12 protein-coding genes are annotated in these 12,693 nt (G+C 70.3%); 11 read left to right on the top strand and 1 reads right to left on the bottom strand.

Annotated elements, in window-relative coordinates:
* Positions 1 to 3 precede the first annotated feature (3 nt).
* The 7 genes from OL599_RS02090 to OL599_RS02060 all read left to right on the top strand — a co-directional run bounded on the left by OL599_RS02090 (position 4) and on the right by OL599_RS02060 (position 7,558).
* Positions 4 to 687, top strand: coding sequence for an SURF1 family protein (locus OL599_RS02090; RefSeq protein ID WP_264711927.1), 684 nt, complete (start codon positions 4 to 6; stop codon positions 685 to 687).
* Positions 684 to 2,177 (top strand): carboxypeptidase M32, encoded by a 1,494-nt coding sequence (locus OL599_RS02085; protein WP_264711926.1) that lies wholly within the window; start codon positions 684 to 686, stop codon positions 2,175 to 2,177. The genes OL599_RS02090 and OL599_RS02085 overlap by 4 nt, the downstream gene beginning before the upstream one ends.
* A gap of 11 nt (positions 2,178 to 2,188) precedes the next feature.
* Positions 2,189 to 2,434 (top strand): DUF1272 domain-containing protein, encoded by a 246-nt coding sequence (locus OL599_RS02080; RefSeq protein WP_264711925.1) that lies wholly within the window; start codon positions 2,189 to 2,191, stop codon positions 2,432 to 2,434.
* A gap of 85 nt (positions 2,435 to 2,519) precedes the next feature.
* The gene (thrC, locus tag OL599_RS02075) at positions 2,520 to 3,923 is read left to right on the top strand and encodes a threonine synthase (RefSeq protein ID WP_264711924.1); all 1,404 of its coding nucleotides are present in this window, start codon (positions 2,520 to 2,522) and stop codon (positions 3,921 to 3,923) included.
* Complete coding sequence (locus OL599_RS02070) at positions 3,920 to 5,224, top strand: M16 family metallopeptidase (protein WP_264711923.1); 1,305 nt, start codon at positions 3,920 to 3,922, stop codon at positions 5,222 to 5,224. The genes thrC and OL599_RS02070 overlap by 4 nt, the downstream gene beginning before the upstream one ends.
* 10 nt (positions 5,225 to 5,234) lie before the next feature.
* Positions 5,235 to 6,563 carry a TldD/PmbA family protein gene (locus OL599_RS02065; protein WP_264711922.1) on the top strand — a complete coding sequence of 443 codons (1,329 nt, stop codon included), beginning with the start codon at positions 5,235 to 5,237 and terminating at the stop codon, positions 6,561 to 6,563.
* A gap of 68 nt (positions 6,564 to 6,631) precedes the next feature.
* Positions 6,632 to 7,558: a Tim44 domain-containing protein gene (locus tag OL599_RS02060; RefSeq protein ID WP_264711921.1), complete on the top strand. Its 927-nt coding sequence runs from the start codon at positions 6,632 to 6,634 to the stop codon at positions 7,556 to 7,558.
* A gap of 98 nt (positions 7,559 to 7,656) precedes the next feature.
* Here the strand turns inward: OL599_RS02060 and OL599_RS02055 are convergent, their stop codons facing one another.
* Positions 7,657 to 8,523: a diacylglycerol/lipid kinase family protein gene (locus OL599_RS02055; RefSeq protein ID WP_264711920.1), complete on the bottom strand. Its 867-nt coding sequence runs from the start codon at positions 8,521 to 8,523 to the stop codon at positions 7,657 to 7,659.
* A 185-nt stretch (positions 8,524 to 8,708) separates the two neighbouring features.
* Between OL599_RS02055 and OL599_RS02050 the strand changes: the two genes are divergently transcribed.
* From OL599_RS02050 to OL599_RS02035, 4 genes are all read left to right on the top strand, one after another.
* Entirely contained in the window at positions 8,709 to 9,524 is an 816-nt protein-coding gene (locus OL599_RS02050; RefSeq protein WP_264711919.1) for a UDP-2,3-diacylglucosamine diphosphatase, read from the top strand.
* Positions 9,525 to 9,558: 34 nt separating this feature from the next.
* Complete coding sequence (locus OL599_RS02045; protein ID WP_264712322.1) at positions 9,559 to 10,617, top strand: glycosyltransferase family 4 protein; 1,059 nt, start codon at positions 9,559 to 9,561, stop codon at positions 10,615 to 10,617.
* Positions 10,618 to 10,737: 120 nt separating this feature from the next.
* A complete protein-coding gene (locus tag OL599_RS02040; protein WP_264711918.1) occupies positions 10,738 to 11,406 on the top strand; it encodes a lysophospholipid acyltransferase family protein in 669 nt (222 codons plus the stop codon).
* Positions 11,406 to 12,689, top strand: coding sequence for a 3-deoxy-D-manno-octulosonic acid transferase (locus OL599_RS02035; RefSeq protein ID WP_264711917.1), 1,284 nt, complete (start codon positions 11,406 to 11,408; stop codon positions 12,687 to 12,689). Before OL599_RS02040 ends, OL599_RS02035 begins: the two co-directional genes overlap by 1 nt.
* Positions 12,690 to 12,693 lie beyond the last annotated feature (4 nt).

Here is a 12,693-nt window from a genome sequence, read left to right as displayed (position 1 = left end):
GCGGTGAGTCTGGCCCGGCGCTTGCTGGTGCCTGGGCTCAGCGCCCTGGCGATGCTCGCGGTGCTGATCGGCCTTGGAACCTGGCAGGTGGAGCGGCTTGCCTGGAAGACCAACCTGCTGAACCAACTCGCCCAGGCGGAGGCACGCCCGGCGGAACTGCTGCCCGCCGACCCCTCGCCATTCGTGCGGGTTCGCGTCGAGGGGCGCCTGCGCAACGATCTGGCGGCGCTGTACGGGGCCGAAGGGCGGGAGACGGCGCAGGGGCCGCAGATGGGCGGACAGCAGATCGTGCCGATGGAGCGCCCGGGCGCCGACCCGATCCTGGTTGACCGGGGCTGGGTGCCGGATAGGCGGCCGATGCCGGCCGCGACGGGCACTGTCGTGGTGGAGGGCTATGTGCGGCCCGCCGAGCATGCCGGATGGTTCTCGGCGAAGGACGATCCGCAGGCGCGGCGCTTCTACACCCTGGATCCGCAGGCGATCGGCGCCGCTCTGGGCTTGGCGCGCGTTGCGCCGTTCACCCTGGTCGCGGTCGGGTCGGCGCCGCCGGAGCTGTATCCCGACCCCGCGCGCCATCTGCCGCGGCCGCCGAACAACCATCTGTCCTATGCGATCACCTGGTACGGCCTCGCGGTCGCCCTGGTGGTGATCTTTGTCCTTTATGTCCGGAAAGCTGCGCGCGAATGACCTCCGCCTATGACCGGCTGACCGAACGTTTCAGCCGCATTGCCGTGATCGATGAGGCCGCCGCCGTGCTCGGCTGGGACGCCGCTGCGATGATGCCGGCAGGGGGCGGGGCTGCACGCGGCGACCAGCTGGCCGTCCTGGCCGGCCTCGCGCATGCACAGCTGGTGGCGCCGGCGGCGGCGGACGAGCTGGCACAGGCCGAGGCCGACTCGGCCGGGCTGGATGCCTGGCACGCCGCCAATCTGCGGCTGATGCGCCATGCCCATACCCGCGCCGTCGCGATCCCCGCCGACCTCGTCGAGGCGCAGGCACGGGCGAACTCGGCCTGCGAGAAGGTGTGGCGAGAGGCGCGGAACACCGCCGACTTCTCGCTGGTGCAGGCGTCGCTCGCGGAAGTGATGAACCTCGTGCGCCAGCAGGCGGCGGCGTTGGCCCCGGCGCTGGGCCTGTCGCCCTATGACGCCTTGATGGACGGCTACCAGCGCGGCATCGGTGCCGCCGACGTGACGCCTATCTTTGCGGATTACGAGGCATTCCTCCGCGCCTCCCTGCCGCAGGCAGAGGAACGCCAGGCGCGCCAGCCGGCACCCGTGCCGGCACAGGGGCCGTTCGCCGCGACGGTGCAGGAGGCGCTTTGCCGCCGCCTGTCGGAACGGGCCGGCCTTGAGCCCGCGCATGCGCGGCTGGATCGCTCGGCGCATCCGTTCTGCGGCGGCACACCGACCGACGTTCGCATCACGACGCGCTATGACGAGGCCGATCTCTCGATGAGCCTCATGGGCGTGATGCACGAGACCGGGCACGCGTTGTACGAGCGCGGGCTGCCCGCCTCGTTCGCCCGCCAGCCCGTTGGCCAGGCGGCCGGGATGGCAGCACATGAGAGCCAGTCGCTGATCGTGGAGATGCAGTCCTGCCGCTCCGATGCCTTCCTGAGCTGGCTGGGGCCCGAGCTTCTGGCGACGTTCGGCGGCGATCCCGCCTTCTATGACCCCGCCAACCTGACGCGGCTGTGGCGGCGGGTGGAGCGCGGCTTCATCCGCGTCGATGCCGACGAGATGACCTACCCCGCCCATGTCATCCTGCGTTTCCGGCTGGAACAGGCGCTGGTGTCGGGCGATCTTCGGGTTGCCGACCTGCCCGGGGCCTGGAACGAGGGGCTGCGCGGGCTGTTGGGGGTGGTGCCGCCGGACGACGCGCAGGGATGCCTGCAGGACATCCACTGGTATGATGGCGGCGTGGGCTATTTCCCGAGCTATACGCTGGGCGCCATGGCCGCCGCGCAGTTGATGGCGGCGGCGCGCCGGGCGGTGCCGGATCTTGACGCCGCGCTGTCGCGCGGCGATCTGGGGCCGCAGGTGGGCTGGCTGCGGGAGAAGGTACATGGCCAGGGCAGCCTGCTGGGCTTCAACGATCTGCTGCAGGCCGCCACCGGCAAGAAGCTCGACCCCGCCGACTTCCAGGCACACCTGACCGCGCGCTACCTGTCCTGACGGAGGCTCCCATGCTCGAACTGCGTCCGAACTGCGAGTGCTGCGGCACGGATCTGCCGCCGGAGAGCCTTGAGGCCCGCATCTGCTCGTTCGAATGCACGTTCTGCGTGACCTGCGCCGAGGGCGCTTTGCGCGGGCACTGTCCGAATTGCGGCGGCGAACTGGTGCGGCGCCCGATCCGGCCGGCGGAGAAGCTGGGCCGCTTCCCGGCTTCCACCGTGCGCAAGGTCAAGCCGCAAGGATGCCTGCCCGCCTGACCTGGCCCCGGTTGCGCCATTGATCGGCGGGCCGGACTGGCCCAGAAATCCCGTTCACCCGTCAAGAAAGCAGGGCCGTCACGCCATGCGCTACGTCTCCACTCGCGGGCAGGCGCCCGTGCGCGACTTCTCAGGCGTCCTGCTGGCTGGCCTGGCCGAGGATGGTGGGCTTTACATGCCCGCCACCTGGCCAACCTTCTCCGCCGCCGATTGGCGGTCGCTGCGGGGGCTGCCTTATGCCGAGCTGGCGGCGCGCGTCATGCAGCCCTTCATCGGCGACGCGATCCCCTTCGCGACCCTGCAGGGCCTCTGCCGGGACGCCTATGCGAGCTTCGGGCACCCTGCGGTGGTGCCGCTCGTGCAGCTCGATTCCCGGCTCTGGGCGCAGGAGCTGTTCCACGGTCCGACGCTTGCCTTCAAGGACATGGCGATGCAGCTGCTCGGCCGGCTGTTCGACCACGTGCTGACGCAGCGCGACGAACGCGTCACCATCGTCGGGGCCACGTCCGGGGACACCGGCTCGGCCGCCATCGAGGCCTGCGCCGGGCGGGCACGGGTGGATATCGTGATCCTGCATCCGCATGGCCGCACCAGCGAGGTGCAGCGGCGGCAAATGACAACGGTGCTGGCCCCGAATGTCGGCAACATCGCCGTGGACGGAACGTTCGACGACTGTCAGGACCTGGTGAAGGCCATGTTCGCGGACACCGCGTTCCGTGGCGAGATGCATTTGTCGGCGGTGAATTCGATCAACTGGGCGCGAATCGCGGCCCAGATCCCTTACTACGTTGCCTCGGCGCTCGCCCTGGGCGCACCGGAGCGGGAGGTGGCGTTCAGCGTCCCCAGCGGGAATTTCGGCAACGTGCTCGCCGCCTGGGCGGCCCGGCGCATGGGGCTTCCGGTCGTCCGCCTCGTGGTTGCGTCCAATCGCAACGACATCCTGGCGCGGTTCCTGGCCGCCAATGACATGTCCGTGCGTGGCGTCGAGCCCTCGCTGTCCCCCAGCATGGACATCCAGGTCAGCTCCAATTTCGAGCGGCTGCTGTTCGAGCTGATGGACCGCGACGCGGCGGCCACGGTCGCGGCCATGACGGCCTTCCGCGCGACCGGACGGATGCCGGTGCCCCAGCAGGCCTGGCAGCGGGCGCGGGCCGTCTTCCATGGGTTCCACCTTGACGATGCCGGCACCGTCACCGAAATCCGCCGCCTGCATGCGGCCTCGGGTTACCTGGCGGACCCCCATACCGCCATCGGCATCGCCGCGGCCCGCGCCCTGGCCTGCCCGCATGGCGTGCCCACCATCGCCATGGCCACCGCCCACCCCGCCAAGTTCCCGGATGCCATGGAGCAGGCGACCGGCTTGCGCCCCCCCCTGCCCGCGCGCCTGGCCGACCTATATGAGAGGCCCGAGAGATTCACCCGCGCACCCAATGACCTCGGCGCCATCGAGGCGCAGGTACGCGCGACTGTTCTAAGGAACGCCGCATGACCGAAGCCGCACGTGCCGAGAACCAGGATGTCCGTGAGGCTGGCGCAATCCGCGTCACCCGCCTGCCATCCGGCCTGATCGTCGTCACCGAGCGCATGGACCGGGTCGAGACCGTTTCGCTTGGCGCCTATGTCGCCACCGGCACCCGCAGCGAGCGGGCCGAGGAGAACGGCGTCTCGCACTTCCTGGAGCACATGGCGTTCAAGGGCACCGAGCGCCGCAGCGCCACGGCGATCGCCGAGGAGATCGAGGCGGTCGGCGGCCACATCAATGCCTACACGGCCCGCGAGCAAACCGCCTTCTACGTCAAGGTCCTGAAGGAGGACACGGAGCTGGGAGCCGACATCATCGGCGATATCGTGACCCACTCGACCTTCGACCCCGACGAGCTGGAGCGCGAGCGCGGCGTGATCCTGCAGGAGATCGGCCAGGCCAACGACACGCCCGATGACATCGTGTTCGATCATTTCCAGGAGACGGCCTATCCCGACCAGCCGATGGGCCGCCCGGTCCTGGGCACCGAAGCCAGCATCCGGGCCATGAAGCGCGACACGCTGATGGGCTATATGCGGCGCCACTACACGGCGGCGAACACCGTTGTGGCCGCCGCGGGGAACCTGGACCACGACGCTTTCCTCGACCTGGTCCAGCGCCATTTCGCTGACCTGCCCGGCACGCCGGCGCCGGCGGTGCCGCCCGGGCTGTATGCGGGCGGCGAGTTCCGCGAGGGGCGCGACCTCGACCAGGTGCATATCGTGCTCGGCTTCCCGTCCGTGGCCTATGCCGATCCCGACTATTACCCGGCCATGCTGCTCTCGACCCTGTTGGGCGGCGGGATGTCCTCGCGCCTGTTCCAGGAGGTGCGGGAGAAGCGCGGTCTGGTCTATTCCGTGTATTCCTTCACCGCGCCGTACATGGATGGCGGGCTGTTCGGCATCTATGCCGGCACGGGCGAGAGCGAGGCGGCCGAGCTGATCCCGATCACCCTCGACGAGCTGCACAAGGTCCAGCGTGGCGTGACCGATGTCGAACTCGGGCGCGCACGGGCGCAGGTGAAGGCGTCGCTGCTGATGTCGCTGGAAAGCACGGGCAGCCGGTGCGAACAGCTGTCGCGGCAGATCCAGGTGTTCGGCCGCGTGATCCCCACGGCGGAAACGGTCGCGAAGATCGAGGCCGTGACCCCTGCCGACGTCGCGCGTGCAGCCGCCCGTATCTTCCGCGCCCCGCCGACGCTGGCTGCGATGGGCCCGGCCGGCCGGGTGCCGGCGCTGCCGGTGATCGCCGAACGGCTGGCGGCGTGAGGGGACGCCGATGAGCAGCCTGGACCTGCTGGCCGACCTGATCGCGCGCGCCCGCAAGGCGGGGGCCGACGCCGCCGACGCCGTGCTGGTGGCCGGCACGTCGCTGTCCGTGCAATGCCGTCTGGGCCAAACCGAGCATCTGGAGCGCGCTGAGGGGCGGGATCTCGGCTTGCGCGTCTTCGTCGGGCAGCGCTCGGCCATCGTCTCTTCATCCTCCGTCGATTCCGCCGGATTCGGAATGCTGGCGGAGCGCGCCGTCGCCATGGCCAGGGTGGTCCCGGAAGATCCGTATGGCGGGCTGGCGGCGGAAGCGGCGCCGGCCGATGCCGGCGACCTCGATCTGGATGATCCCGCCGAACCGGATGCCGAGGCGCTGATTGCCCGGGCATCCGCCGCGGAGGCGGCGGCCCTTGCTGTGCCTGGCGTCACCAATTCCGAAGGCGCGGAGGCGGGGTATGGCCGGACCGAGATCGTCCTGGTCACGTCGGCGGGCTTCGCCGGGCGCTATATCCGCACCAGCCACTCGGTGTCCGCGACTGCGCTGGCCGGGCAGGGCACCGCGATGCAGCGCGACTACGACTATTCGACGGCCGTCCATCTGGCGGATCTCGACGATCCCCTGACGATCGGGCGCACGGCCGGCGAGAAGGCCATCGCCCGGCTGAACCCGATCCGCCCGAAGACCGGGCGCCTGCCGGTCGTCTATGATCCGCGCGTCGCGGCCAGCCTGCTCGGCCATCTCGCCGGCGCGATCAACGGCGCCTCGGTTGCCCGTGGGACGACGTTCCTGAAGGAGAAGCTCGGCCAGCGCATCTTCGCCCCGGGCATCGTGGTCATCGACGATCCGCGCCGTCGCCGCGGCCTGCGGTCGCGTCCGTTCGACGGGGAAGGCGTGCCCACGAAGCCATGGACCCTCGTCGACGACGGGGTGCTGACGACATGGCTGCTCGATTCGCGCAGCGCCAGGCAGCTTGGCATGACCACCACCGGGCATGCCGGGCGCGGCACCGGCGGCCCGCCGTCGCCGGGGCCGACCAACCTCTATCTGCAGGCGGGAGCCGTCAGCCCCGCGGCGTTGATGGCCGACATCAAGGAGGGGCTCTACGTCACCGAACTGATCGGGATGGGCGTCAATGGCGTCACCGGCGACTACAGCCGCGGCGCCGCCGGGTTCACGATCCGCGACGGGAAGCTCGCGGAGCCGGTAGCCGAGATCACCATCGCCGGGGCGCTGCCGGAGATGTTCGCCCATATGACGCCGGCCGATGATCTTCGCTTCCGCCGGGGGACCGACGCGCCGACGGTCCGGATCGACGGTATGACTCTCGCGGGAAGCTGACCCCCTCGTCTTGCAAGGCAGGCGAGGCTATATACGGGGCCGAGTCCAAAGAAATGGTGAGCCACAACATGCGTCGCATCCGTCTTCTTGCTGGTCTGGTTGCCCTCGCGCTGGTTCTCGCGCCGGGGCTGGCCGATGCGCGTGCTGGTGGCGGCGGCTCCATGGGCAGCCGGGGCAGCAACACCTATTCGCGGCCGCCGGCCACCACCACGGCGCCCGGCGCCGCGCAGCCGATGCAGCGCACACAGACGCCGCAGGCCGCGCCGACGACGGCGCCGGGCACGTCACCCGCCGCCCAGCCTGGCTTCGCCGGCCGCTCTCCCTTCATGTCCGGCCTGATGGGCGGATTGCTGGGGGCCGGCATCGGCGGGTTGCTGTTCGGCGGCGGGCTGTTCCACGGCATCAGCGGCTTCGGCAGCTTCCTGGGCTTCCTGCTGCAGATCTTCCTGTTGGTGCTGATCGGTCGCTTTGTATGGCGGCGGATCTTTCGCCAGCCGGCGCTCGCCGGCGGGGCCATGTTCGCCCGCTCGCCCGACCCCGACGCGGGCGTGCGGCCGATGGGTGGCGGCGGTGGGGCACCACAGGTTGCGGCGCTTGCCGTAGGGCCCGCGGACTACCAGGCGTTCGAGCAGTTGCTGAAGGCGGTGCAGGCCGCCTGGTCGGCGCATGACGTCAACGCGCTGCGTGCGGTCGCGACGCCGGAAATGGTCAGCTACTTCGCCGAACAGATGGCCGAGCAGACCAGCGGCGGCGTGCGCAACACGGTCACGGACGTGCACCTGGAGCAGGGCGATCTCGCCGAATCCTGGGCGGAGCAGGGCCGCGAATATGCGACCGTGGCGATGCGCTTCTCCATGATCGATGCCACCCGTGACGCGAGCGGCCGCGTGGTGGAGGGCGATCCGACGCGCCGGACCGAGGCCACGGAGATCTGGACCTTCATGCGCGTGCCCGGCGGCCGTTGGGTCCTGTCGGCGATCCAGCAGGCGCGCTAGAGCATGATCGGTGCAGATAGAAGCACCAATCATGCTCTAGCTTATTGTTTTGACGAGCAATTTTATCGCCCGGTGATTCCACCTCTAGCGATATTGCTCTAACCGACAACCACGTTCATTGGCGCCGGCGCGTCGCTGATCGAAAGCGGCGTTTCGCCGGCGGGGTCGCCGTCGGCCTGCGCCGGCACCTGACTGGAGAGGATATCGATCCGGTCGGCGCGCAGCAGGCGCAGGCCGGACATGCGGGGCAACAGGTTCAACGGCAGGGCCGCGCCATAGAGGAGCGCGGCCATGGGGCCGCCACGGTCGAACAGGGCGACGGTGAATCCCTTGTCCGTGGGCGTCGCGCCGGGTGCGAGCGTGTAGCAGCCGGCGTAGAGGTGGCCCTTGGTGACGATCACGCTGCCGGTTTCCGTCTCGGCGCCATCGAGCCTGAGGCGGATGGGCGGAAACCCGTAACGCGCCAGCTCGCGGAGCGTCTGCGCGACATAGGCGCCACGGCCGATCGTCCGCTTCAACCGCTTCGACAGCCCATGAACCACTTGCGCGTCGAATCCGGCCCCCAGCATCTGGACGAACAGACGAGTACCTGACTCGCCGCACGCGATGCCGGGCCAGACCGCGCGGGTGCGCCCGAACGCAAGCGACGCGGCCACTGCCCGGGGGGCGAATGGCAGGCCCAGCTCGTGCGCCAGCACATTTGCGGTTCCCAGCGGGATGATCCCCAGCCGGCAGGGCGAGCCGGACAACCCGTTGGCGACTTCCGCGATCGTGCCGTCGCCGCCGGCCGCGACCACGAGGGTGATGCCGGCACGGGCGGCCTGCCGTGCGATCTCGGTCGCATGACCAGGGCGCCGTGTCTCCTCGATCTCGAAGCCGACGCCGTTCGCCGCCATGACATCGAGCACGTGCCACAGGAGCTGCGCGCGCCGGCGCCCGGCGGCGGGGTTGAACACGATCGTCATGCCAGTGTGCGTGCCGGCGGCTCGGGGCATATGCATCGCAGAAAGTGCCCTTCATGCGCCCGGATGATTGCATCGTCATGACGATTATGCGGCGGCGCAGTGATCTTGTCGAAGGCGCTGGAACCGATGGCGGGTCATGGAATCTTCACGTGCACGGCCCGCATCGTGCCGTATCTGCTGGGCGCATGAACGCCTCCGCCCTTTCCTCCGGCGACCGTTATCGCAGCATCTTCATCTCCGATGTCCATCTGGGCACGCGTGGCTCTCGCGCGGACTTCCTTGCCGATTTCCTGCGCCGGGTGAGTTGCGAGAACCTGTTCCTGGTCGGCGACATCATCGACGGCTGGCGTCTTCGGAAGTCCTGGTACTGGGACGGGAGCCACGACGAGGTGCTCCGCCTGATCCTGCGGCACGCCCGCGCCGGAACCGAGGTGACCTACATTCCAGGCAACCACGACGAGCTGTTCCGCAACTGGCTGCCCCTGGGGCTCGAGATCGCCGGCATCCGTCTGCGCAAGGAAGCCGTGCACGTTACCGCCGACGATCGCCGGCTTCTGGTACTGCACGGCGACGAGTTCGACAGCGTGGTGCGATACGCGAGGTTCCTGGCCTTGCTGGGCGACGGGGCGTACTCGACCGCGCTGGTCGTGAACCGGTGGTTCAACGCGGTACGCCGGCACCTCGGCTATCCCTACTGGTCGCTGTCGGCATGGCTGAAGCGGCAGGTGAAAGAGGCGGTCAAGGCCATCGACCGGTTCGAGACCGCGCTGGCCGGGGAAGCCAGGCGGCGCGGCTTCGACGGCGTCGTGTGCGGCCACATCCATCACGCCGAGATGCGCGACGTGAACGGTGTGCTCTACGTCAACGATGGCGACTGGGTGGAAAGCTGTACGGCGCTGGTCGAGCATCACGACGGCAGGCTGGAGCTGATCGACTGGGCGGCAGTCAATCGCCTGTCGTTCCTCGCGCCACGCCGCACGGCGATGCCTGAAGCCGCCTGACCCCTTGCCCCTTCCCGAGAGTCCCGCGGCGGACATGCTGAGCGAGCACCGTGCGCGCTTGCTGGCTGTCGGGCCGCAACCGGCGCGCATCCTGATCGTCTCGGACGCATGGCGGCCGCAGGTGAACGGCGTGGTCCGGACGCTGCAGACCTTGGCGGCTGAGCTGGCTGCCATGGGCCACGTCGTCGAGGTCGTCGGGCCGGATCGGTTCCGCACGCTGCCATGCCCGACCTATCCGGACATCCGGCTGTCTTTGTTGCCAAAGCGGCGGTTGGGACGGCTGATCGAAGCGTTTGCGCCTGATGCCCTGCACATTGCGACCGAGGGTCCACTGGGGCAGGCGGCGCGGTCATGGGCCTTGCGGCGCGGCTGCGCGTTCACCACCGCGTTCCATACCCGCTTCCCGGAATATGTTCAGGCGCGCACCGGCCTTTCCCCGCGCTGGCTCTATGCCTGGCTGCGCCGTTTTCACGATGCCGGCCAGGGCGTGATGGTTGCCACGGCCAGCCTCCGGGAAGAGCTGGCCGACCGTGGGTTCCGCAACATCCGGGCCTGGTCGCGCGGGGTCGATCTGGAATTGTTCAGGCCCGCGCCGGCGGAGGAATGGGGCCTGCCGCGGCCGGTGTTCGCCTATGTCGGCCGTGTGGCGGTCGAGAAGAACATCCGGGCGTTCCTCGACCTCGACCTGCCGGGCTCCAAGGTGGTCGTGGGCGGGGGGCCGCAACTGTCCGCGTTGCGGCGTCACTATCCGGGCGTGCGGTTCACCGGTCCGCGCCACGGCGAAGCGCTGGCGCGGGCCTATGCCGGGTCGGACGTGTTCGTCTTCCCCAGCCTGACCGACACGTTCGGCCTCGTGATCCTGGAAGCATTGGCCTGCGGGACCCCGGTCGCCGCCTACGATGTGACCGGGCCCAAGGATATCCTGGCCGCGGCCGAGGGCCGGATCGGGGCGGTCGACAGCGATTTGCGGCGTGCGGCATTACGGGCCCTGGGCGCGGACCGCGCTGCCTGCCGCACCCATGCCGAGCGTTTCGGCTGGCGCGCCTGCGCGGAGGCGTTCCTGTCGCACCTGGTGCCGCTCGGCGGCCATTAAGGCGGGGGTACAGGAGCGGGCTGCCGCAGGAGGAGGAACGCATTTGCGGTGCCCCGGGGAGCGTGCTACCGGCGCACCCATGTTGGCGACGGTGCACGAAGCGCAATGTTGAAGCGCCTGTTGCGGCGACCGGCCGCGCAGGCGCTGCTGGCGTGGCTGCTCGGCCGTTATCTCGACTTCGCGCTGCGCACCACGCGCTGGACGCTGCATGGCGACGAGCATCTCGCGCCGTTTGCCGCGGGCCATCGGGCGGTCGTCGCGTTCTGGCACGAGCGGCTGCCGTTGATGCCCGCCTTGTGGACGCTGGCGAAGCGGCAGGGGGGCGATCTGCGCGCGCATATCCTGGCCAGCCGCCACCAGGATGGGCGCTTCCTCGGCGAGGTGATGCGCCGGTTCGGGGTGTCGGTCGTGCACGGCTCCACCCAGCGCGACGGCCGGGATCGGGGCGGTGCGGCGAGCGTTCTTACGATGCTGGACGTGCTGGACGACGGCGGGCTCGTGGTCCTGACCCCGGACGGGCCGCGCGGCCCGCGCCGCCAGGCCGCGCCGGGGGTGGCCCAGCTCGCGGCGCGATCGGGTGCGCCGGTGCTGCCCTGCGCCGCCCAGACGAGCCGTCGGCGCATCCTGGGGTCATGGGACCGGATGATCCTGCCGCTGCCGTGGGGGCGTGGCGTCCTGGTTTGCGGGCCGGCCATCTTGGTGCCGCGCGACGGGTGGCAGGAGTCGCTGCCGCAGATCGCGAAGGCGCTGTCCGACGCGGCCGATGCCGCCGACAGGCTGTGCGGCTGATGCTGCGGGCGCTCTATGCAGGGGCGGCCACGATTGCCACGCCGGGCCTGCGCCTGATGCTCGCAGGCCGGGCGCGGCGCGGCAAGGAAGTCGCCGCCCGGTTGCCGGAGCGGCGCGGCATCGATGGCACGGCGCGGCCGCCCGGGCGCCTGCTATGGCTGCATGCGGCGAGCGTCGGCGAGACGGTCTCCGTGCTGCCGGTCCTGGCCGCGTTGGCGCAGTCGTCACCCGAGGTGACGGTGCTGATGACCACGGGAACGGTGACCTCCGCCACCCTGCTCGCCCGGCGCCTGCCTGAGCTGGGGTTGCAGGCGCGGGTGCTCCACCGCTTCGTTCCACTGGACGTTCCGGCCTGGACGGCGCGATTCCTGGACCATTGGCGTCCCGATGCCGCCGCCTTCGTGGAAAGCGAGATCTGGCCGAACCTGCTGACCGGCTGCCGTCGTCGCGGGATTCCCACGATGCTGGTCAATGCCCGGCTGTCGGCACGCAGTTTCGCGCGATGGCGCCGTCTGCCACGGCTGGCACAGGCGCTGTTCGGTTCGTTCGATCGCCTCCAGGCGCAGTCCGATGGGGATGCCGAGCGGCTGCGGGCGCTTGGTGCACCGCCCAGCCTGTTGACCGGGAACCTGAAATTCGCCGCCGATCCATTGCCGGCGGACGCGGCTGAGCTGGCGCAGTTGCGGCGGCTCGTCGCCGGGCGCCCCGTCTGGCTCGCGGCCAGCACGCATCCGGGTGAGGAGGCCGCGCTGCTTGAGGCGCACAGTATGCTGGCGCGGCGGCACCAGCGGCTGCTGACGATCGTGGTGCCGCGGCATCCCGAGCGTGGCCGCGACATTGCCGCCAGGGCCGGATCGCTCGCGGTGGCCCGGCGTTCAGCCGGGGAGGGTCCGCCGGCGGGCGAGGGCCTGTGGATCGCGGATACGCTGGGCGAGTTGGGCCTGTTCTACCGGCTGGTCGGCCACGCATTCGTCGGGCGGAGTCTGGGGGAGCATGGCGGCCAGAACCCGCTCGAGCCCGCCCGGCTCGGCTGCGCCGTGGCGGTGGGGCCGAATGTCGAGAATTTCCGGGATCCGGTCGCGATCCTGGAGGCGGCGGGCGCCCTGGCCCGCGTGGCCGATGTCGCGTCGCTGGTCGATTGGGTCGACCGGATGCTGCAAGACCCGGCGCGACGCGCAAGCATGGGCGAGGCGGGCATGGCTGCGTCGCGCCGCTATGCCGATCTGCCGGCCCGCGTCGCCGCGGCCGTGGCGGAGCTGCTGCCGGCCGGGGCGGGGTCCTGAGGCG

The organism is Limobrevibacterium gyesilva (assembly GCF_025989185.1).
In the GTDB taxonomy this organism is placed as follows: Bacteria; Pseudomonadota; Alphaproteobacteria; order Acetobacterales; family Acetobacteraceae; genus Limobrevibacterium; species Limobrevibacterium gyesilva.
This window is presented reverse-complemented; position numbering and strand designations above follow the sequence as displayed.